Origin of the sequence: Vibrio sp. D3 (assembly GCF_043995865.1) — a bacterium.
Lineage (GTDB): Bacteria > Pseudomonadota > Gammaproteobacteria > Enterobacterales > Vibrionaceae > Vibrio > Vibrio diabolicus.
The window spans coordinates 2,836,328-2,859,279 of the sequence record NZ_CP171887.1; the positions used below are offsets into that span (position 1 = coordinate 2,836,328).

A 22,952-nucleotide genomic window follows, 5' to 3' on the forward strand; every position below is an offset into this window, starting at 1 on the left:
CCCCGCGCTTATTGCGCATCTGGGAACCACTCTTGCAGCAGATCACGAGAGCGCTCTAGCTCTTTCTGCCAAGAGTTCACACCAACTACGGTCGGTTTTAGCAAGATGACCAATTCTGTTTTCTCAGTCACGTTATTTACGTTGCGGAACAAATGCCCCAATGCGGGCACATCGCCCAAGAACGGGACTTTAGAAACAAGCTCACGATTTTGCTGTTTCATCAAACCGCCGATAACCACAACATCGCCATCTTTAGCACGAATAACCGAGTCTGATTCACGAATAGAGCTTTTTGCCAATGGCAATTGGATGTTTTGGAACTCACCGCCCAAGTTCAATTTCTTCACTTCTTCCGAGACTTCAATAACCGCAGGGTGAACATGCAGGAACACATTGCCTTTGTTATCAATTTGCGGAGTCACATCGAGAGAGATACCTGAGAAGAATGGTGTTAATTCCACTTCTGGAACGGCATTTGAATTTTCACCGTTGCCTGCATTGCTCGATAGCTCGGTAACAAAGTACTCATCGGTACCCACTTTGATGACCGACTTTTGGTTGTTGGCAGCGGTAATACGAGGGCTCGAAAGAACGTTCAAGTCACCTTGTGTAGACATAAAACTCAACACAGCATTGAAGTTGCCATCAGAGATAGTCACGTTGGTTTGGCCGCCCAATAGCGTGCCAATCGCATCCAACGGTGGTAATGCCGACGCAGGGCGGTTCACTACGACACTACCCGAGTTACCAATTGACGCCGATAAGTTCGACCAGTTGATGCCTTGTTGGTAGCCATCATTCAACGTCACTTCTAGAATTTTAGCTTCAAGAATGACCTGACGCTGCATGCGCTCCTGCGATACACCTAAGAACTCACGGACTTCTCGAATATCATCTGGAAACGCTCGAACCGTAATCACTCCTGCTTGTGGTGTTACGACAACACTTTGTCCTTTGCCTGAACCAATTAGATTCGCAACGGCTTGCTGCAGCATAGGCCAGAAGTCACTTTCAGTGATGGTTTCGATGCGTGTACCGCCCGTAGAAGTCGTCGAGCTATCGCCGCTGTTACTTCCATTGTCAGAGTCTGATGAGTCAGAACTGTCTGAGCTACCGCCAGAATTAGACGTACCAGCCGAGGTCACTGAGCCCGTGACAATGCTCGTCAATGATCGACCAGAGCGTTTGAACTGGAGGTAATCAACAGGAATGGTTACCGTACGCATACCAGCAGGGTAGATTTGAATAACTTTGCCAGACTTCACCACATCATAGCCATACATGTTCTGTACAACGCTCAGGACTTCATCCAACGTAACATCTGACAAGTTGACGGTGATATTACCTTGTACCGCTGGATGAATCGCCACGCTGTACTCAGTGCCTTTGACTAGAGAGGCAAAAAAGCTTCGTGCATCGACCGCATTCGCTTGAATACGGAAACGCTTCGAGGTGCCTTGCTCTGAAGCAACATTCGAGTCTAAGTTAGGCATCAGGTCCGCTTCGACAGAAGAAGGAATTTCTTCTAACGTGCGGCTGTTCGCTTGATTGATAGATTCATTGAGCGCTTCTTTGACTTCCACTGGGTCACGGTGACCCATTGAACATCCCATTAAAGAAGCAATCGTTATTCCTACAACTAATTTGCGCATATCTGATCAGGCTCTGGTTATTATTTTTTTACGTTTAAACCAAAAAGCTCTAGGTCCCACTGACGGTTACCACGCTTTAAAGTTACAAATTCACTATTAATGCTCGCGACGCGATAACCCTTAAATAGCTCGCCTTTTTCAACAAGCTTGTTATCCATAATCGCGACACAAGCAGTACTTGGCTTACACACAATACTGTTGAGCGTAGGCAGTCGGTACTGTTTTGCTTTTGGTTTCGCTGACGTTTCAACCGCAGGCTTTTCCCAGCCAAGTGGTGCCGTTGGATCTTGGTTCGCCCAAGCGGTTCCTGCCGCAGCCATGACAAGTAATGAGATGATGAGTTTTTTAACCACCAATAAACTCCTCTCGAGATCCTAGTGTGTAGACTTCCAACACAAGCTTCGCTTTCGGGTACTCTTCGACTTTGTAACTAAAGCTGCGCCAATAATAACTGGCAGGAAGGCTCTCCAACTTATTTAGGTAATTGGCAATAGAAAAGTAGTCGCCAGTCAGCTCCATGCGTACAGGGTGTACGTAGTAACCAGAGTATTGCGATGCTTCTTTATCTTCCGTAATTGGCTCAGATGGCAAAGTTTGCAAAGACAAAAGGTGAATGCCACTTTGCTGCTCTAATACATTTTCCAGCAGCTCAGCCATTTGCGAAGGTGTAATAAGGTGTTCGATGATCTCCGCTAGCTGCATCGAAAGGTGCTGACTTTCTGTTAGCAGGTTAGATATCGAGCGATCAATCTCAGCGTTTGGATCTTTCTTCAGCTGCGCTTGAATACGTAGCGTGTCGATTTCAATCTTTTGATTGGCTTGCTTTAAATTGCTTAGTTGCCTCTCATTACTGATGATCTCGTTAAGCTTTGGTTCCAGTACCAGCGTAAAAAGCAACATGATCACGACAACTAAACCACACAGCGCGATAAGCACTTTTTCACGCGCGCTCATTTCGCCAAAGCGCTCTTCTAATGAGAGCCAGAATTCGTTCATTTCTCTTTATCCTCGCGCGTTTTTAGCTCAAACGTCACAATATCCTTATCATTTCGGCCAATTTTGACGTCGTCAAATGTCCGGCCAACCAAGCTAATCTCAGTTTTAAATTGGTTAACCCAACTTGGTACTGAGCTCGGCTTTTTCGCCAGTCCCTTCAGATCTAAGGTATGGTTATTGATTCGAATTTCGGACAAAGAAATTTCTTGGTTTCCTAGCTTAGCTAATGATTGCATCACGCCAGAGTAACCCGTGCGCTGCGAGTCATCGTATTTCCCGACGGCTTTAAGCGAGTCTCGCTTCGCCTTGACTTCACGCTCTAAGCGGGCTTTAGCTGCCAGCTTATTATTGTCGGGCTGATGCTTACGTAGCTTGACTTGATAGCGTTCAAGCTCTGACTTCATGATATCGCCTTTGCTTTTTACAATAGCAATTTCATCTTCTAAACCACTGCTCTGCCAAGTCACATAGCCGTAAGAGAGTAGAATGGCCGCAGCCGAGACACCCCAAGATAACGCGATATTTCTTAGTGTCAGGAGCTCTTTTTTCGGCTTTAAGTAATCAGGGTATAAGTTAACGCGTCGAGTATTAGAAGCCGCAGCAGCATCTGCTAAAACGTGTCCTGATAACTCATGTTCTGGTGGTAATAACGGAGAAACTTTAGTGCTTAAACGGTAGTTCAGAGACTGAACAAGCTCACTCTCATCCTCCTCATCACAACATACTTTCAATTGATGCAGCTGCACATGGCGCAACTGAGAAGAAAGATAATCAATCGAACGTTGCAGTTCTAACGAGAGGCTATCCATCTGTAACTCGCTAGACGGAACCCCCGTTAACGGTGGCGTCACACTGCGAATCGAACGATGGAACGCGATAGTATTTTCGACAAAAGCGCTAATACGGAAGTGACCACGCACACTGCGTTGTAATAATAGGAAGTTACCTAGTTCACCTGCGGTCTCTCCCCAAATGTCGTCTTCAGGAAGAATAGCTTCTAATGGCAACTGGGCGCGACTGGCCAGTAACACGATCTTATCCAACATTTTTCGTGATAAGACGTAAGCTTGCACTTTGGTTGAATTGGGTAACTCTACCGCATCTGCAATGATGTCAACGGCACGCTCAGAGATCAGTTCTTTCAACAAAAACGGTAATGCTGCAGGCCATTCTTGGCGCGGCATGACAGGTTTGTCAATTTGATACATCTGATAATAGTTATGAGAAAGGACAACCGTCAGAGAATCATACGCACTCGCAGCAACGCTCAATGCTTGCTCTACGGCTTTCTCCCAATTGGATTCAGAAATATCAAATTGGTATGGGCGGCCACTTTTTATTGAAGATGATAAATAAACGGCGTCTGGCTGAATAACCAAAAAGCAGGAACGACCACCACCAGATGATCGTTTGAGCTTGTCGAGTAGTGCTTTGAAATCCATGATTATTATCTTTATTTTTTACGCCAGCGATTTCGTCTTCCCAATTTCACTTGGGATTCTGATTGAGAACTTGGCAATGCTTGTGGACGAGGAAGAAACTGCTGCTCTGCAGAAAAGTAGCGCCCTTGCCCACCATAAACCCCGAGCTCAATTAACGTGTTGAGCTCGTTTTGATTCTCAATTCCCACTGCTATGATTTTAGTTTTACTGTTTGCCGCGGCACCTAGCATGCTGCGGACAAATAGCTGGTTCTCATGTCGCTGGTCGATTTTTGCTACTAAACTGCGATGAAGTTTAAGGTAACGAATATCCACTTCTTTTAAATAGTGAGTGCTGACGATGGTTCGTCCAGCCTGCCCAACCATTAAGTGGCACCCTAAACCGGCCAGCATTTTAGCGACTGGTCGCATAAAGTCTAAGTGTCTTACAAATTGTGCTTCAACAAACTCAAAACTGAGACACTTTCTCTGTTCACGTGACAACTGTAAGAGTTCATCACGAAACCATTTAAAGTACTCTCGGTTAGAAAAAGGCGTTACATTCAAATTGAGCGCATACGATCTTGAGTTATCAAAATTATCCTTAAATTCTCTTAAGAATTTATTAATAACTGACTTATCCATTTGCGCTTCATAACCAACCTGTCTGATCGCAGAAATAAACCGAGACGCTTTAACAATGCCATTCTCAGGATCGCGAATCCGACATGTTAACTCTTCATATAATGATTTTTTATGCGTTGCGTCACTTATTGGGTGCACAGATTGTGCGTAGAGTATCACATTTTCTGGTGTAAGTGCTGTGTCAAATAACGTTCTCCACCTCACACTTCCGCGAGCTTCTTCATCGTGGTTCCATTTTTTGAAGCGACTCCAATTATTGTTATTTTGTAGTTGCGCACTACGCAAAGCTGTCTCTGCCTCATCGATGATTTGGCTGTGTCGCTCACCCTCTTTATAAGTAGTGATGCCTATATGGCACCAGTTGTCTGGGTCGAGTGGCTCTGGCGGCATTAATTTTTCTAACTGGCGAATGCATTGTGATGCCAAATTAGCCACATCTTTAGCACTTTGATGCGGCAGAAATAACGCAAAATCAGCATCGTAATAACGAGAAAATACAACATCAGGGTATCGCTGAACTAAGTTGGATAATAAACTCCCAACTTCAACAATAAACTCATCCGTAATTTGCTTATCTTGCTCTTCTTCAACCAGTTTCCAGTCTTGAATACGTACTAGCAACACGGCGCCGCGAGCCCCACTTTCTAGTAACGCCGATTCCAGTTTGCTATCAAACAGCACTCGATTGGCGGTACCTGTTAACTTATCAAGGAAGGTTTGAGTTCGAATAAAGGTATCAAATCGGCTTCGCTCTTGACGCGCATCTTGTAACTCTTCAATTAATACATCGAGCGCTTCACTGGCAGTATAAGGCCATTCTTTTTTGTCACCTTTTGCATACTGCTCTACCCGACCAGCAAGGATCATCCTGCCTCGCTCTTCGAGCATTTCAGAGCCTTCTAATTGCTCCTTAAGCCACGCAACGCCGCGCATTAAACAGAAGATGATCAAGATAACGGCAAGCGTGATCGACCAAAGCGCCTGCATTGAGTAGCTGTAACCTAAGTAAGGCGGGATCGCTTTAAAATGAATCGTGTAATCTTGATTGTGAGTCAGTTGGTATTCTGTCTCAAACAAGACTGACGCTTCCATTTGATGAGAAGTATCTTTGAAGCGATAAACAACCGCATTGTTGGTCGACAATGTCATTTCGACAATATTGGAAGCCTGCAGCATTTTCGGCATCCAGCGCTGCATAGAATAAGCAGCGTCAGGATCTTCCATCTCCTTGTCGACCACCTCTACGATCCCTTCTAAATAATGGGTGAGATATTCCTGCCCAAGACGTTTAAAAGAGAGGGTGCCACCGACAAACAAGATAAACATGGCGCAGATGACGATCATGGTGACAAAAGCCACCAGCCGTGTGCTTAACTTAAGAGTTGGGGTATACCTCATGAATACCAAATTCCTTTTTTATTCATCATATACCTTATTGAAATATTTATACTTGATAAGAGTTCATCAAACAATCGGATTCGTCTGATAGTGAGAGGCTGGAGCATAAAGAACATCACACTCATTGATAAGTTTTATTGTTACGCCTAACCTTGCTGAGATAAGCCTTTGAGATCATTAGATAGCGACAATAAAAAAGACCGCGATATTCGCGGCCTTTTCGATTCAAGCATAAGCAGAATTTAGAACGGAATATCGTCGTCAAAATCCATTGGTGGCTCATTGTACTGCTGCTGTGGTTGCTGCGGAGCCTGCTGTTGTTGCTGTTGCTGAGGCGCATTGTACTGCTGCTGAGCTGGTTGTTGAGGCTGACCCCATCCACCTTGCTGCTGCTGTTGACCGCCCATTGGTGCGCCGCCACCTTGACCACGACCGCCAAGCATTTGCATCACGCCGTTGAAGCCTTGAACAACGACTTCAGTTGAGTAGCGATCTTGACCGCTTTGGTCTTGCCATTTACGAGTTTGCAGTTGGCCTTCAATGTATACTTGAGAACCTTTACGCAAGTACTCACCTGCTACTTCCGCAAGTTTGCCGAACAACACAACACGGTGCCATTCCGTTTTTTCGCGCTGTTCGCCAGTCGCTTTATCACGCCATGAATCAGAAGTCGCAATAGTAATGTTAGCTACTGCACCGCCGTTCGGCATGTAACGAATTTCAGGGTCGTTACCTAGATTCCCCACCAAAATAACTTTGTTAATTCCACGGCTGGCCATGATGTGCTCCGTTTCACTCTGGATATATAAAATTTTAGCGCATTAGAATAGCACGCTTTAATGTTTTGATTAAAGTCTAATACCATTGTGATCTAATGAGTCACCTACTAGAACCCAAATCGCATTTCAACTTACGCATGTAGCATTTTTGATTCGCTTTGCAGACATCGTTTCGTGAAGCTTTGAATTCGAACGCATTTATTCAGTAAAGCTATGGTTATAACCTCTCTTTAATGCCAACTTATGGCCTTTATTGAACACTGGGAGATTTGAACACGTGAGAAAGTCGGCTTACGCAAGAAAGCTATTTCTGATCAGTATGGAAGATAATGCGCAAAAAAAGGTGGCAGCACTCGAAAAGTACATTGATATGAGCATCCCGGTGATTTCAACCGAAGCACTCATGGAAGCTAAGCCACAGCATCGTAATAAAATCCTACTGATCGACTTCAGTGAACATAAATCACTCGTTCAATCGATCAAAAACTTACCGCTGGTATGGAAGAACTTTGAAACCGTTGTGTTCAATGTCCCTAAAAGGCTGACCACGGATGAGCTGCTTTCATTTGGTCAATTAAAGGGGCTGTTCTATTCCGAAGATACGCTAGAGCAAATTGGAGAAGGATTAAAAGGCATTGTTAACGGTCAAAACTGGCTGCCGCGTAATGTAACCAGTCAACTTTTACACTATTACCGTAACGTCATTAACACTCATACTGCCCCAGCCACGGTAGACCTAACCATTCGCGAGCTGCAAGTACTGCGTTGCTTGCAAGCTGGCGCTTCAAACAGCCAAATGGCCGAGGAATTATTTGTCAGTGAATTCACCATCAAATCGCACTTGTATCAGATATTCAAAAAGCTATCAGTGAAGAATCGCGTTCAGGCAATCGCGTGGGCAGATCAAAACTTAATGTCATAATGCGATGCCGCGACTCTTATGACTAAAATGACGAGTCGCTCATCTTTTTTCCGCACTAAGTCTCACACTTTTTCCTACTTTATTCATGATTCATTGACGGCTCTCGTGTTAAAGTTATGCGCAGATTCTTGATAATAACGAGATAGGATATTCCCCCAATGATTAAAAAATGTCTGTTCCCTGCTGCAGGCTATGGCACTCGCTTCTTACCGGCAACGAAATCTATGCCAAAAGAGATGATGCCAGTCGTGAATAAACCGCTTATTGAATACGGCGTTGAAGAAGCAATTCAAGCTGGTATGAACGGCATGTGTATTGTGACAGGTCGTGGCAAACACTCTATCATGGACCACTTTGATAAGAACTACGAACTGGAACACCAGATTAGCGGTACCAATAAAGAAGAGCTATTGGTAGATATCCGTGAAATCATTGAATCTGCAAACTTCACTTACATCCGTCAACGCGAGATGAAAGGCTTAGGCCACGCGATTTTGACCGGGCGTGAACTGGTGGGTGACGAACCATTTGCCGTCGTTCTTGCTGATGACCTTTGTGTCAACGAAGAAGAAGGCGTGCTAGCTCAAATGGTGGCGCTATTTAAACAGTTTCGTTGTTCTATCGTTGCCGTACAAGAAGTCCCAGAAGATGAGACTCACAAATACGGCGTTATCTCTGGTGAAATGATCAAAGATGACATCTACCGCGTAGACGACATGGTAGAAAAACCAGAGAAAGGCACGGCACCAAGCAACCTTGCGATCATTGGTCGCTACATTCTGACCCCTGATATTTTCGAACTGATTGAAAACACAGAGCCAGGTAAAGGTGGTGAAATTCAAATCACTGACGCGCTACTTAAACAAGCAAAAGCGGGCTGTGTCTTGGCTTACAAATTCAAAGGCAAACGCTTTGACTGTGGTAGTGTTGAAGGTTACATCGAAGCAACCAACTACTGTTTTAAAAACCTTTATCTAAAAGATGAAAAAGCCTCAGAGTTAGGTAAACACACAACACAAAAAGCGGTATAAAGCATCGTCGTAGTACGAAATTATTGTTTCTAAAGCCCAGCATTATGTTGGGCTTTTATTTTTACTGTTTTTTTATCCAGTAATTTTCTTTGCACATTTCTCACACTATGTAATACTTGCCCCACTTGGTTATACATAGAGCAAAAACGATGGATAAAATAGAAGTTCGCGGTGCCCGAACCCATAACCTCAAAGACATTAATCTTACAATCCCTCGCGATAAACTGATTGTCATTACTGGACTAAGTGGCTCCGGTAAATCCTCTCTCGCTTTCGATACATTGTATGCAGAAGGCCAACGACGCTACGTAGAGTCTCTCTCTGCCTACGCTCGTCAGTTTTTGTCTCTGATGGAAAAACCCGATGTCGACCATATTGAAGGGTTATCACCCGCTATTTCTATTGAACAGAAATCTACTTCTCATAACCCGCGTTCAACCGTCGGTACAATTACCGAAGTCTACGACTACTTGCGTCTGTTGTATGCTCGTGTAGGCGAACCACGCTGTCCAACGCACCATGCCCCTCTTGCCGCACAAACCATCAGTCAAATGGTGGACAAAGTTCTAGAGATGCCAGAAGGCAGCAAAATGATGCTGTTGGCACCCATTGTCAAAGAGCGTAAAGGTGAGCATGTTAAAACGCTTGAGAACCTGGCAGCTCAGGGCTTTATTCGTGCGCGTATTGATGGAGAAACTTGCGATCTATCTGATCCTCCAACGCTAGAGCTACATAAAAAGCACACCATTGAAGTCGTGGTCGACCGCTTTAAAGTTCGTCCCGATCTGCAACAGCGCTTAGCCGAATCTTTTGAGACAACGCTCGAGTTATCAGGCGGAATTGCGGTTGTCGCGCCAATGGATGGAGACGGTGAAGAGATTATTTTCTCCGCCAACTTCGCTTGTCCACAATGTGGTTACAGCATGCAAGAGTTAGAGCCGCGACTTTTCTCATTCAACAACCCTGCTGGTGCATGTGGCACTTGTGATGGTTTGGGTGTGCAGCAATACTTCGATCCAAGCCGAGTAATTCAAGATGATTCATTAAGCTTGGCACAAGGTGCGATTCGCGGTTGGGATCAAAAGAACTATTACTACTTCCAAATGCTCACGTCATTGGCTGATCATTATGGTTTTGATCTCCATGCCCCTTTTAATTCTCTGCCAAAGAAAACGCAAGATGTCATTCTAAAGGGCTCAGGTCGTACTGAGATTGAGTTTAAATACATCAACGATCGTGGCGATATTCGCGTTAAACGCCATCCATTCGAAGGTATTCTGAATACCCTAGAACGTCGCTATCGTGATACAGAATCCAACTCTGTCCGTGAAGAGCTTGCGAAGTACATCTCCACTAAATCTTGTTCAAGCTGTGGCGGTACTCGTCTACGCCTTGAAGCACGTAACGTGTTTATTGCTGATACGACACTGCCTGAGATTGTTGAACTCAGCATTGCTGACGCATTGGAATTCTTCCATTCCTTGAAACTGGAAGGTCAACGCGCCCAAATCGCTGAAAAAGTGATGAAGGAAATCAACGACCGCCTGCAATTCTTAGTTAACGTCGGTTTGAACTACCTAAACTTATCACGCAGTGCTGAAACTTTATCAGGCGGTGAAGCTCAACGTATTCGTTTAGCGAGCCAAATTGGTGCTGGTTTAGTAGGGGTGATGTACGTTCTGGATGAGCCATCGATTGGTCTCCACCAGCGTGATAATGAACGCTTATTAAAAACGCTCACTCATTTGCGTGATTTAGGTAACACCGTACTTGTGGTAGAGCACGATGAAGATGCGATTCGCTGTGCGGATCATGTCATAGATATCGGTCCTGGTGCTGGCGTACATGGTGGTAATGTTGTTGCGGAAGGCACCATGGAAGAGATAATCGCGAACCCGAATTCTCTGACAGGTCAGTACTTAAGTGGCGTTAAAGAAATCGCAGTACCGAAAGATCGCACGCCGCGAGATCCGAAAAAAACGGTTGAGCTCTTAGGCGCAACAGGTAATAACCTTAAAAACGTTAATCTTTCAATTCCTGTTGGGTTATTCAGCTGTATTACAGGGGTATCTGGCTCAGGTAAATCAACGCTGATTAATGATACTTTCTTTAAAATTGCGCATACCCAACTTAACGGAGCGACAACAGCTCAGCCTTCACCTTATAAATCAATTAAAGGTCTAGAGCACTTCGATAAAGTCATCGATATCGATCAAAGCCCAATTGGCCGTACACCTCGCTCTAACCCTGCAACCTATACGGGGATCTTTACCCCAATCCGTGAACTGTTTGCAGGCACACAGGAGTCGCGTTCTCGCGGTTACAAGCCTGGACGTTTTAGCTTTAACGTACGCGGTGGTCGTTGTGAGGCCTGTCAGGGTGATGGTGTCATTAAAGTTGAAATGCATTTCCTACCAGACGTTTATGTGCCATGTGATGTATGTAAAGGTAAGCGCTACAACCGTGAAACACTTGAAGTACGTTACAAAGGCAAAACCATTGATGAAGTGCTAGAAATGACGGTCGAAGACGCCCGAACGTTCTTTGAACCCGTACCTGCTATAGCACGTAAGCTACAGACTCTAATGGATGTTGGCTTGTCTTACATTCGCCTAGGTCAAGCGGCAACGACACTCTCCGGTGGTGAAGCTCAGCGTGTGAAACTAGCGAGAGAGCTATCCAAGCGTGATACAGGAAAAACCTTGTACATTTTGGATGAACCAACAACCGGCCTGCACTTCCATGATATCCAGCAGTTGCTCACTGTATTGCACAGACTTCGCGACCACGGAAATACTGTCGTGGTGATCGAGCATAACCTAGATGTCATTAAGACTGCGGACTGGATTATCGATCTAGGACCTGAAGGGGGACAGGGTGGAGGCGAGATAATCGCTCAAGGCACACCTGAAGATGTGTCGCAAATCGAGGGTTCGCACACAGCTCACTTCCTTAAGCCTATGTTGAAGTAGAAAAAACAGGTAAAGTACCGAGACCAGCAAGTGCTGGTCTTTTTTCATTCAAAACAACGCAATAACTATGGCTACTATACATGTAAGTGGAACAAAGCTTTCTCCCGAAAAAGTACAGGTTCCCCTCAATCGCAAGTTTCTCATTGCCTTGGCAACACTATTTGTGTTGGCAATGCACTTTTTCATGCCCAACCCCGGCGGTTCAGGACTTTCACTTTCCTTCAATGCGACAACTTGGATTGCTTTTAGCTTTGCATTAGGCATTGGGTGCTACCAACTCGCGAATAATCGAGCGCTACGTTACTCAAAATTAACCATCGGCTTGTTCATTAGTGCTCTTATCATGACGGTGCCCATTCTGTACCCAAATGCGAATAGCAGTTTGGCAGCCAACAAGCTCATTGGTCTGTGGTGTGGCGTCCTGTTTTTTATTGTCTTACAACAATTTCATTTCAGTAATAAACATCGCCAACGCCTGTTATGGTTCATTGTCCTTGCGGTTGTTATCGAAGCCATTTTTGGTCTGACACAATATCTGTATCTCAAACCAGGCAATCCGTTTGGCTACGACACGATGGCCAATCGTCCTTATGGTATTTTCCAACAGCCTAATGTAATGGCCAGTTTTCTTGCGACAGGATTGGTGATTGCCAGCTATTTACTTGCACGTCAGCCCTACAAATACGACCGTAAGTTAAGCGATGTTTATCTTCTCTATGCCGTGCCAGTTTTAACCTTACCACTAATTGTGGCGTTGGCTTCACGCACTGGTTGGTTAGCCTCGGTCATCGCCGTTTTGTTGGTCATCCCATACATGTATCGCTTTGCGACCAAAGGGCGCTTTATCCGCTGGGTTACGTCGCTTGTCACTGGGCTCGCACTCTCAGTCGTTGTCATGTATCTTGCCTTTCCTGATGGAAGTGGGTTAGCCGCAGAAAAAGTAAACATGGAGTCTCCTCGAGCGTATACTTTTCCGCAAACATTAGACATGGTGATTGAAAAGCCTTTTACTGGCTATGGATATGGCAAGTTTGAATCTGAGTACATGCTGTATACGGCTCGTCAACATGCCCTAAATGAGAATTACCCAGCTGGTTTGCCAGCCATGGATCATCCGCATAACGAGCTACTTTACTGGGGAGTAGAAGGTGGTTTGCTGCCAATACTCGGCATCTTCTTAGCGATGGCACTGGTACTGTATCGAATCTATCAAGCCAAACGCGGAACTCGTCTTGCGTTGCTGGCCTTGTTTATACCTATCGTATTGCACTCACAACTGGAATACCCTTTCTACCACTCTCTCGTACATTGGTTGATCTTCGTTATCCTGCTGTACTGGGTCGATCAGCGCGTCTCTCGTTATCGACAAGTCGGCTTTAGTAATGTGACCAAAAGCTTGCTGCGAGTCTTTAGTTTGGTACTTCCCGTTACGTTTACGTTTTACATGGTAAGCGCATTGCATACGAACTATGTATTGACGAAGTTTGAGACCACTAGGCCAACTAACCCTGATATTCTGAATCAAGTCAGTAACCCTGTAGTTTGGAAAGACAGGTTTGATTGGGATGTCTATAGCACGTTTTTAAACATTGGGCTGTACCAACAAGACGCAACCTTGATTCAGCCTTATATCGATTGGTCGCTAAAAATCATCAAAGATAAGCCTCGCCCTGCATTTTATAATAATTTGATTTTGGCCTACCAAGGCTTAGATGACTCAAGTAAAGCGGAGCAAATCAGAGCTGAAGCGCAGTTTTTGTTCCCGAAGATTGATTTCAGTGACGTCAATTACCGACCACCTTCTCAAGCAATCTCTGCCTCACCAGCACCCACTTCAGGTGCAGAGTAATAAGTACAAAAAAGCGAAGGGATGACCTTCGCTTTTCTTTATCTCATTGCGGTATAGCTTTATTCAGTGAGTGACTCTTCTAACGCTTTTAAGCACAGTGCAACGTTTTCAGGTCGAGCGCCGTAACCCATTAAGCCAATACGCCACGCTTTACCAGCTAATGCCCCGAGGCCTGCACCAATTTCTAGGTTATAGGTTTCTAGCAAGTGAGCACGAACTTTTGCTTCATCAATTCCTTCAGGCACGTAAATCGCATTTAATTGCGGCAAACGATGGGCTTCGTCCACAACAAATTCAAAACCTAGCTTTTGTAGGCCATTTTTGAGTTTTTCATGCATCAGTTGATGACGAGCCCAAGCGTTTTCTAATCCTTCATTTTTCAGTATCAATAAAGCTTCATGAAGCGCATACAAGCTATTAACTGGCGCCGTATGATGGTAACTACGCTTACCTTCTCCACTCCAATACCCCAATACTAAACTCTGATCGAGGAACCAACTCTGTACTGGTGTTGTTCTTGCTTGAATCTTCTCAATCGCGGCAGGAGAAAACGTCACTGGTGAGAGCCCTGGTACACATGACAAACATTTTTGACTGCCAGAGTAAACCGCATCCAGTTGCCATTCATCCACTTTTAACGGCACACCACCAAGTGACGTCACCGCATCAACAATAGATAATGCATTATGCTGTTTCGCCAGCTTACCCAATGCTTGAGCATCACTGACTGCACCAGTTGAGGTTTCCGCATGCACAAAAGCAAGAATTTTTGTATCTGGGTGCTGTTCGAGTGCTTGCTCGACTTTATCAATGGAAACAGGCGTCCCCCATTCATCATCGACGATAACAACTTCACCACCAGCACGGACGACATTTTCGCGCATGCGTTCACCAAATACACCGTTACGGCAGACGATCACTTTATCGCCTTCCTCGATTAAGTTTACAAAGCAGGTTTCCATCCCTGCACTACCTGGCGCTGAAACCGCAATAGTGAACTCATTGTCAGTTTGAAAGGCATACTTCAATAGCTGCTTGAGCTCATCCATCATACCGATAAACAGAGGATCAAGGTGACCTACGGTAGGACGGCTTAGCGCTTGTAACACTTGAGGATAAATATCAGAAGGACCAGGTCCCATTAAAATACGGTGAGGCGGAATAAAGCTTTGGATCGACATGTCAGCTCCTTGATTATCTTTTATCCTGAGCATTCTAAAAGTTCTATTCAATAACATGGCTCAGGTGTAGGGTTCTTCACCCTAATAGATTTTTCCTCTATCAGCAATTAGCCGTAAGTATGGAGGTCAAACCAGTGTCACAAAATCGTTAATAAAAAACACCATAAAGGTTGAAATATTGATTGACATTAAGGCCTCAAAACCGTTCAATGTTTGAGCTTTATGTAGAAGAGGAGCGCTACCCAGGTAGATGATTTGTGGAACCGCAATTCCAACACCAATCATTGAGGGGGAGTAGTGCCGAGGTAAGTCAAAGTTGCAGGATTTGACTTGTCGGTTGAATTGGGCTGAATCCCATCAACTGTCATCAGCGCAGTCTGATGAAGGGCTTCTGAGGGTAAATTTTTCAAATAGCATTCTAAATACCTCTCTTTTTGCTCTGTTCCTTTTCTCACTAAACATTGGATGTACAATTTTTTAGGAAGTCGTGGGAGAACGCAGTGAGCGCATTTAACGTAGCTAAATTCGGTGGAACCAGTGTTGCCAACTTTGAGGCAATGAGTCGTTGCGCCACCATTATCGAAAACAATCCAAATACTCGCCTGGTCGTGAGCAGCGCTTGCTCTGGCGTCACCAACCTATTGGTAGAACTCGCCAATGGTGTACAGGATCAAACGCACCGTACTGAGCTGCTGCAAAATCTGGCCAACATTCATGACGCCATTTTAACTCAGCTCGAAGACAGCACGAAAACTGCTGCCGAGGTGTATGGCATATTAGATACCGTAACCAGCCTGGCCGAGGCTGCATCTATCCAAGCTAGTGCGAAGTTAACCGATCATTTGGTCGCATGTGGCGAACTCATGTCGACGCATATTCTAACTCAGTTAATGTGTGAGCGAGGCATTCAAGCTGTGCGCTTTGATATCCGCGATGTGCTGCGTACTGATGACAACTTTGGTCGCGCGGAGCCAAACATTGAAGCAATTTCGACGCTTGCGCAAGATAAACTCATACCACTTTGCCAACAATCCGTTGTTGTTACTCAAGGCTTCATAGGATCTGACGAAGCCGGTAATACAACAACACTAGGTCGAGGAGGCAGCGATTATAGCGCCGCCTTAATTGCTGAGAGCGTCAAAGCGGCAGGGTTAGAAATCTGGACTGATGTTCCGGGCATCTACACAACAGACCCGCGAATTGCGCCAAAAGCCTCACCAATTCCCGAGATCAGCTTTAGTGAAGCTTCAGAAATGGCTAACTTTGGCGCTAAAATCCTTCACCCTTCTACGCTAGTACCCGCATTGCGCCACGACATTCCGGTATTTGTAGGGTCATCGAAAGAGCCAGAAAAAGGGGGAACTTGGATTCGCCACCAAGTCGAAAGCTCACCGTTGTTCCGTGCGCTAGCTTTGCGTTGTAACCAAACTATGGTAACGCTACGCAGCGCCAACATGTTCCACGCATACGGCTTCTTAGCAAAGGTCTTTGAGATCCTTGCAAAGCATAAGATCTCTGTCGATTTGATCACGACATCTGAAATCAGTGTATCGTTAACACTTGATCAAACCGATACATCCGGCGGCGCGCCGCAGCTGCCGCAAGCTGTACGAGAAGAGTTAGAAGAGCTATGTAAGGTAGAAGTTGAACATGACCTATGCCTCGTTGCTCTCATTGGTAACAACATGAGTGAGAGTAAAGGCTACGCGAAACAGGTTTTTGGCACGCTAGAAGACTTTAACCTACGCATGATTTGTTATGGCGCTAGCCCTCACAACTTATGCTTCTTGCTCCATGAATCGGTATCGAAACAAGCCATACAAAAACTCCACACTGAGTTGTTTGAGAAGTAAGTTCAACTCAATAAAACAAAGGGCTGCGTATCTGCAGCCCTTTGTCGTTTCATTAGTTGTTACATTTGGACGAGGTAAACATCAATTTAACCGTTAATGTTTGGCCCTAACCATTTTTCAGCCTCGATCCTATCCCACCCCTTACGATCGGCGTAACTCTCTAGCTGATCTTCTTGGATCTGTGCGATCGCAAAGTAACGTGAGTCAGGATGAGAGAAATACCAACCAGAGACTGACGCGCCCGGATACATTGCATAGCTGGAGGTTAGAGTCATGCCAATATTCTCTTCCACATTAAGTAGCTCCCAAAGCGGTCCTTTTTCAGTATGCTCAGGGCACGCTGGATAACCTGGTGCAGGGCGAATACCTTGGTATTTTTCACGAATGAGATCATCGTTAGATAAATCTTCATCCGCAGCATAACCCCAAATTTCTTTACGGACACGCTCATGCAGATACTCAGCAAACGCTTCGGCTAGGCGATCCGCCACCGCTTGAATCATAATTGCGTTGTAATCATCTCCCTGTGCTTTGTATTCATCAGCAAGCTCTCGTTCACCAATACCACCAGTGACAGCAAATGCCCCTATCCAATCATGTTTACCCGACTCTTTAGGTGCGATGTAGTCGGATAAACAATAGTTGAATCCTTTTGGTTTCTCGGTCTGTTGTCGCAAGTTACGTAATACTTTCACAACGTCGGTACGAGTTTCATCAGCATAAACTTCAATGTCGTCCCCCACGCTCGCAGCAGGGAATAAGCCACACATTCCACGCGCTTTTAACAGGCCTTCTCGCTCAACTCGATCAAGTAACTCGTTGGCATCTTCGAATAAACGTTTTGCTTCTTCACCAACTTCTTCATGTTGGAAAATTGTTGGATACTTACCCACAAGTGACCAAGTCATAAAGAATGGTGTCCAATCGATGTATTGACGTAATATAGCCACATCAAAATCATCGAAGATATGAATGCCAGGCTTAACAGGCACTGGAGGAGTGTAAGCTTCCCAATCGATCGCAACTTTATTCGCTCGAGCCGCTTCTAATGTCACTGGTTTGGTTCTCGGTTTCTTTCGATGATGTTGATCACGTACTCGTTCGTAATCAGCTTCAAGTTTTTCAACAAATTCAGGGCGACGTTCATCTGACAATAGAGAAGTACATACGCCCACCGCACGTGAGGCGTTATTCACGTAAACAACTGGATGCTTGTAATTTTGCTCAATCTTAACTGCTGTATGGGCTTTTGACGTTGTTGCGCCACCGATGAGAAGAGGTAAGTTAAAGTCGAGACGCTCCATCTCTTTTGCAACATGCACCATTTCGTCTAATGAAGGCGTGATCAACCCTGATAAACCAATAATATCGACGTTTTCTTCTTGCGCTACTTTTAAGATCTTTTCGCAAGGAACCATGACACCAAGATCGATGATTTCGTAGTTATTGCACTGCAATACAACGCCAACGATATTTTTCCCGATATCGTGTACATCACCTTTGACCGTCGCTAGTAAGATCTTACCGTTTGTTTGTCCCACCTGCTTTTCTGCATTGATGTAGGGCTCGAGATGCGCTACTGCTTGCTTCATCACTCGGGCAGATTTTACGACCTGAGGAAGGAACATTTTACCTTCACCAAACAAGTCTCCGACGACGTTCATCCCATCCATTAGTGGGCCTTCAATCACCTCTAATGGCTTTGAAGCATTGACACGAGCCTCTTCGGTATCATCAACGATAAACTCGGTTATTCCTTTCACTAACGCGTGTTCTAAACGCTTTTCAACAGGCCAAGTTCTCCACTCAAGTGCAGAGGCATCCTCCTCTTTACCTACCCCTTTGCCTGCGTATTCCGCCGCGATATCTAACAACCTCTCAGTGGCATCATCGCGACGGTTAAGAACGACATCTTCCACAGCCTCACGCAGCGTTTCCGGCACGTTATCGTAGATTTCTAACTGACCCGCATTCACGATCCCCATATCCATACCATTCTTAAAACAGTGGTAGAGGAATACCGCATGAATCGCCTCACGAACATAGTTATTCCCTCGGAAAGAGAACGAGACGTTAGAAACCCCACCCGAGATCATCGCGTGTGGTAAATCACGTTTGATATCGCCAACGGCTTCAATGAAATCCACCGCGTAGTTATTATGCTCATCGATACCCGTAGCAATGGCAAAAATGTTTGGGTCAAAGATGATGTCTTCTGGTGGAAAGCCCACTTCATCAACGAGAATTCGGTAAGCGTTGGTACAAATTTCTACTTTGCGCTCACGTGTATCTGCTTGCCCAATCTCATCAAACGCCATCACAATAACAGCCGCACCGTAACGGCGAATCAACTTAGCTTGTTCAACGAATTTCTCTTTACCTTCTTTGAGAGAGATCGAGTTAACAATGCCTTTGCCTTGGATGCACTTAAGACCGGCTTCAATAACCTCCCACTTGGAAGAGTCGACCATGATTGGTACTTTTGAGATTTCAGGTTCCGACGCACAAAGATTTAAAAATCGAACCATACAAGCTTGTGCATCCAACATGCCTTCGTCCATGTTGATATCGATAATTTGAGCGCCATTTTCAACTTGTTGACGAGCCACATCGAGCGCTTCGTCGTACAGCTCTTCTTTAATCAAGCGCTTAAAACGCGCAGAACCGGTTACATTCGTACGCTCACCGACATTGATAAATAAAGAGTCTTTATCAATAGCGAGTGGCTCCAGGCCAGACAAGCGACAAGCGACGGGAAGGTCAGGTAATTGACGAGGGACGATATTTTCAACCGCGAGTGCCATTTGGCGAATGTGCTCAGGAGTTGTACCACAGCACCCACCAATCAAGTTTAAAAAGCCACTTTGAGCCCACTCTTGAACATGCTTAGCCATATCTTCTGGTGATAAATCGTATTCGCCGAATGCATTCGGAAGCCCGGCATTTGGGTGAGCGGAAACAAAAGATTCTGATATACGCGAAAGCTCTTCAACATAAGGACGAAGCTCATCTGGGCCCAGCGCACAGTTCAAACCAAACGAAATCGGTTTAACATGACGTAATGAGTTGTAAAACGCTTCTGTAGTTTGACCTGATAATGTTCTACCGGAAGCATCAGTAATAGTCCCCGAGATCATCACAGGTAACTCAATACCAATCTCTTCAAACACACTTTCAACAGCAAATGAACAAGCCTTAGCGTTAAGAGTATCGAAGATAGTCTCGATAAGAATAAGGTCAGAACCACCTTTAATCAGCGCTCGAGTCGATTCAGAGTAAGCCTCAACTAACTCGTCGAAAGAGACATTTCGATATCCGGGGTCATTTACATCAGGAGAAATAGAACAAGTTCGGTTCGTCGGCCCTAAAACCCCTGCGACATAACGCGGTTTATCGGGTGTTTTTGCGGTCCATTCGTCTGCAACTTCACGTGCAAGCTTGGCAGCAGCAAAGTTAATTTCTTCACTTAGGCTTTCCATCTCGTAGTCAGCCATCGCAATGGTTGTTGCGTTAAACGTGTTGGTTTCGAGAATATCAGCACCCGCTTCTAAATATGCAGCGTGAATTTCCTTGATAAGTTGAGGCTGACTTAGAACCAACAGGTCGTTGTTACCTTTTAGATCACAATGCCAATCCGCAAAGCGCGTTCCTCGATAGTCTTGCTCTTCAAGTTTGTATCCCTGAATCATGGTTCCCATACCACCATCAATCAAAAGAATACGTTGCTTCAATTGAGCTTCAATCTGTTGTCTTACATTACTTCCCACAGTACAACCTCATTCCTTTAGTTATCATTCCATCCTATCACACAAATTTCAGGAGTCTAGACGTCTAAACGTGGAATTAATGATTATTTTATCTCCTTCTTAACTTACAAAATAATCGCGAAAAAATGTTTGCTATTTAAGCAGCATCAGTCGAGAATCCCATTCATAAAATGTTACAAATAGAGAGCTCTATGTCGGTCTATCATACTTTATGTTTTCTATCCGCAGCTGCGATGCTAATTGCTTTTGTAAACAGCAAGATAGGAAAGATGCAAACCACCATTGCGATTACCGCAGGTTCAATGGTGCTTTCACTTCTAATCTTAATTGCGGGCCAAAACAACTGGTTCCACCTCACCGAAATTGCGACAGAAACAGTCACAAGGATCAACTTTGAAGATTTCTTGCTCAAAGGCATTCTTGGCTTCTTACTATTTGCGGGTGGATTAGGCATCAAACTCCCGAACCTTAAGGATCAAAAATGGGAAATTACCGTTTTGGCTCTCGGAGCCACCCTGTTTTCCACTTTCTTTATCGGGTTTGCGCTCTACGGATTCTGTCAGTTAATTGGCATCCAATTTGATTTAGTCTACTGCTTACTTTTCGGTGCACTTATATCGCCAACTGACCCAATCGCTGTACTGGCTATAGTTAAAAAGCTCGACGCTCCCAAACGTATCTCCACCCAGATTGAAGGAGAGTCGCTCTTCAATGACGGCTTCGGTTTGGTTATCTTTGTCACTCTATTTACGATTGCATTTGGTACTGAGGCACCAACTGTAGGTAGTGTCACCTTACTCTTCATCCAAGAAGCTATCGGTGGTATCACTTATGGTTTCGTACTCGGTTTGCTATTCCACTACTTGATCAGTGCCACCGATGATCACTCAATGGAGTTATTACTTACCATTGGTGTCCCAACGGCAGGTTACGCATTTGCTGAATACATCCATGTATCAGGACCATTAGCGATGGTTGTATCTGGTATTATGATTGGCAACTGGACACGTTTTATTGGCTTTTCGAAAGAGAGTGAAGACCACCTTGACCACTTTTGGGAGCTTGTTGATGAGTTCTTGAATGGCGTGTTATTCCTACTGATCGGTATGTCGATGCTGCTATTTGAATTCCACAAAGAAGACTGGATCATGATGGCTATTTCAGTCCCTCTTGTACTAGCAGCTCGCTATCTAAGTGTATTTCTTTCTTACATAGGCTTTAAACGTTACAGAAAATATAATCCATGGTCAGTGCGTATTTTGACGTGGGGCGGTTTACGCGGAGGCCTGGCGCTAGCGATGGCACTTTCTATTCCATCTGGTATTTGGGTGATTCAAGATAAGTTAATCGATGTAAAAGAGATTATTCTTGTAATGACCTACTCCGTCGTTGTTTTCTCTATCCTCATTCAAGGCTCAACAATCACCCCAATGATTGAAAAAGCAAAAGATGAAGAGAAGAAAATGGAAGAGAACAACCAAGCAATAACTACTCCGGAGCATACGGAGCCAGTGGACTCTTAAAGACACGTAACTTAATAGATAAAAAAGCAGCTATCTAGCTGCTTTTTTCATATCTAGTCTTCGGACTCCCCTTCAAGAATAGAACGCTTGTTACTCTTTGATATACAGTTAAATATTCGAATAATCGTCACGCTACTGTTTCATAGATACTAACTATTACCGATAGATAATATTCATAGACGAATCTTTTAGTTTAAGCATTTTCATCTATATCACTTCTCTTCCCTTGGCAACATAGGCTCCTCGCAAACATCAAAGCTAAGCTTTCACAATACTTTGCAATGAGCGAGTTTGTATTTTTATGAGAAAGAGACATTTAGGATGATTGCGAATCACTATCCAAACGGACTAGAACCCCCACCAAACTAAGGTCTGAGCTGGTACTCAGATTGCTCAAAAAAGCCTTAACAGAAGTTTAGAGTCCTCATACTTGATCTCAGCGACACTGAACTTATATTCAAAGTTGTTCTGTTTTCGAGATAGAAACAAAGCGACACCTCGAACGACTAAGTTCTGTCACATAGCGAGAGAGGAGCCTGCCTCTCGATGCAAGGTTTCAATATGGAAATGGGGTTAAGGTAAGTCGGGTAACCAAAACGAAAAAAGCCCCAGTCTTTCGACTGAGGCTTAATATAAGTGGCGGAGTGGACGGGACTCGAACCCGCGACCCCCGGCGTGACAGGCCGGTATTCTAACCAACTGAACTACCACTCCGCAGTGGTATCACCCGCTTGCAATCAGCAAGTGTCCAAAATTTAAAGCCTGGCGATGTCCTACTCTCACATGGGGAAGCCCCACACTACCATCGGCGCTATTTCGTTTCACTTCTGAGTTCGGCATGGAAATCAGGTGGGTCCAAAACGCTATGGTCGCCAAGCAAATTCTTTAATTCGGAAAGCTGTTTCTTAATTCTCGTTCTTACACATTCAATGTTCTTTCATTGAGTCCATCAAAACCCCTTGGG

At 44.7% G+C, this 22,952-nt stretch carries 14 protein-coding genes, 1 tRNA gene, 1 rRNA gene and 1 riboswitch; of the genes, 6 read left to right on the top strand and 10 right to left on the bottom strand.

Annotated elements, in window-relative coordinates; genetic code table 11:
* Window positions 1-8 precede the first annotated feature (8 nt).
* From mshL to ACHFJ9_RS21185, 6 genes are all read right to left on the bottom strand, one after another.
* Window positions 9-1,652 carry a pilus (MSHA type) biogenesis protein MshL gene (gene mshL / locus ACHFJ9_RS21160; RefSeq protein ID WP_046873589.1) on the bottom strand — a complete coding sequence of 548 codons (1,644 nt, stop codon included), beginning with the start codon at window positions 1,650-1,652 and terminating at the stop codon, window positions 9-11.
* 20 nt (window positions 1,653-1,672) lie between these two features.
* Complete coding sequence (locus ACHFJ9_RS21165; protein ID WP_046873588.1) at window positions 1,673-2,005, bottom strand: hypothetical protein; 333 nt, start codon at window positions 2,003-2,005, stop codon at window positions 1,673-1,675.
* Window positions 1,998-2,648 (bottom strand): type II secretion system protein GspM, encoded by a 651-nt coding sequence (gene gspM, locus ACHFJ9_RS21170; protein WP_104970993.1) that lies wholly within the window; start codon window positions 2,646-2,648, stop codon window positions 1,998-2,000. The genes ACHFJ9_RS21165 and gspM overlap by 8 nt, the downstream gene beginning before the upstream one ends.
* Window positions 2,645-4,090, bottom strand: coding sequence for an MSHA biogenesis protein MshI (locus tag ACHFJ9_RS21175; protein WP_395356216.1), 1,446 nt, complete (start codon window positions 4,088-4,090; stop codon window positions 2,645-2,647). Before ACHFJ9_RS21175 ends, gspM begins: the two co-directional genes overlap by 4 nt.
* A gap of 11 nt (window positions 4,091-4,101) precedes the next feature.
* On the bottom strand, window positions 4,102-6,111 hold the full coding sequence (gene csrD / locus ACHFJ9_RS21180; protein ID WP_375223799.1) for an RNase E specificity factor CsrD: 2,010 nt from the start codon (window positions 6,109-6,111) through the stop codon (window positions 4,102-4,104).
* A 242-nt stretch (window positions 6,112-6,353) separates the two neighbouring features.
* The gene (locus ACHFJ9_RS21185; RefSeq protein ID WP_012841367.1) at window positions 6,354-6,890 is read right to left on the bottom strand and encodes a single-stranded DNA-binding protein; all 537 of its coding nucleotides are present in this window, start codon (window positions 6,888-6,890) and stop codon (window positions 6,354-6,356) included.
* Between the two features lie 277 nt (window positions 6,891-7,167).
* On the opposite strand from ACHFJ9_RS21185, the gene ACHFJ9_RS21190 reads away from it, so the two are divergent.
* The 4 genes from ACHFJ9_RS21190 to ACHFJ9_RS21205 all read left to right on the top strand — a co-directional run bounded on the left by ACHFJ9_RS21190 (window position 7,168) and on the right by ACHFJ9_RS21205 (window position 13,664).
* Window positions 7,168-7,812: a LuxR C-terminal-related transcriptional regulator gene (locus tag ACHFJ9_RS21190; RefSeq protein ID WP_005397417.1), complete on the top strand. Its 645-nt coding sequence runs from the start codon at window positions 7,168-7,170 to the stop codon at window positions 7,810-7,812.
* Window positions 7,813-7,970: 158 nt separating this feature from the next.
* The gene (gene galU / locus ACHFJ9_RS21195; RefSeq protein ID WP_395356219.1) at window positions 7,971-8,843 is read left to right on the top strand and encodes a UTP--glucose-1-phosphate uridylyltransferase GalU; all 873 of its coding nucleotides are present in this window, start codon (window positions 7,971-7,973) and stop codon (window positions 8,841-8,843) included.
* Window positions 8,844-8,992: 149 nt separating this feature from the next.
* A complete protein-coding gene (gene uvrA / locus ACHFJ9_RS21200; protein ID WP_053809097.1) occupies window positions 8,993-11,815 on the top strand; it encodes an excinuclease ABC subunit UvrA in 2,823 nt (940 codons plus the stop codon).
* Between the two features lie 67 nt (window positions 11,816-11,882).
* Window positions 11,883-13,664: a PglL family O-oligosaccharyltransferase gene (locus ACHFJ9_RS21205; protein ID WP_395356221.1), complete on the top strand. Its 1,782-nt coding sequence runs from the start codon at window positions 11,883-11,885 to the stop codon at window positions 13,662-13,664.
* Between the two features lie 59 nt (window positions 13,665-13,723).
* Here ACHFJ9_RS21205 and ACHFJ9_RS21210 read toward each other — a convergent pair whose 3' ends face one another.
* The gene (locus tag ACHFJ9_RS21210; protein WP_047009173.1) at window positions 13,724-14,845 is read right to left on the bottom strand and encodes a pyridoxal-phosphate-dependent aminotransferase family protein; all 1,122 of its coding nucleotides are present in this window, start codon (window positions 14,843-14,845) and stop codon (window positions 13,724-13,726) included.
* A 220-nt stretch (window positions 14,846-15,065) separates the two neighbouring features.
* Window positions 15,066-15,244: riboswitch (Lysine riboswitch) on the top strand.
* Between the two features lie 101 nt (window positions 15,245-15,345).
* On the opposite strand from ACHFJ9_RS21210, the gene lysC reads away from it, so the two are divergent.
* Entirely contained in the window at window positions 15,346-16,698 is a 1,353-nt protein-coding gene (gene lysC / locus ACHFJ9_RS21215; RefSeq protein ID WP_012841364.1) for a lysine-sensitive aspartokinase 3, read from the top strand.
* 86 nt (window positions 16,699-16,784) lie between these two features.
* Here the strand turns inward: lysC and metH are convergent, their stop codons facing one another.
* Window positions 16,785-20,465, bottom strand: a complete 3,681-nt coding sequence (metH, locus tag ACHFJ9_RS21220) for a methionine synthase (RefSeq protein WP_395356224.1) — start codon at window positions 20,463-20,465, stop codon at window positions 16,785-16,787.
* A 191-nt stretch (window positions 20,466-20,656) separates the two neighbouring features.
* Here metH and ACHFJ9_RS21225 point away from each other — a divergent pair, with 191 nt between their 5' ends.
* On the top strand, window positions 20,657-21,988 hold the full coding sequence (locus ACHFJ9_RS21225) for a cation:proton antiporter (protein ID WP_041852885.1): 1,332 nt from the start codon (window positions 20,657-20,659) through the stop codon (window positions 21,986-21,988).
* Window positions 21,989-22,625: 637 nt separating this feature from the next.
* Here ACHFJ9_RS21225 and ACHFJ9_RS21230 read toward each other — a convergent pair.
* Both ACHFJ9_RS21230 and rrf read right to left on the bottom strand, forming a co-directional pair.
* A tRNA-Asp gene (locus tag ACHFJ9_RS21230) sits at window positions 22,626-22,702 on the bottom strand.
* 46 nt (window positions 22,703-22,748) lie between these two features.
* Window positions 22,749-22,865 (bottom strand): 5S ribosomal RNA (gene rrf / locus ACHFJ9_RS21235).
* Window positions 22,866-22,952: the final 87 nt, after the last annotated feature.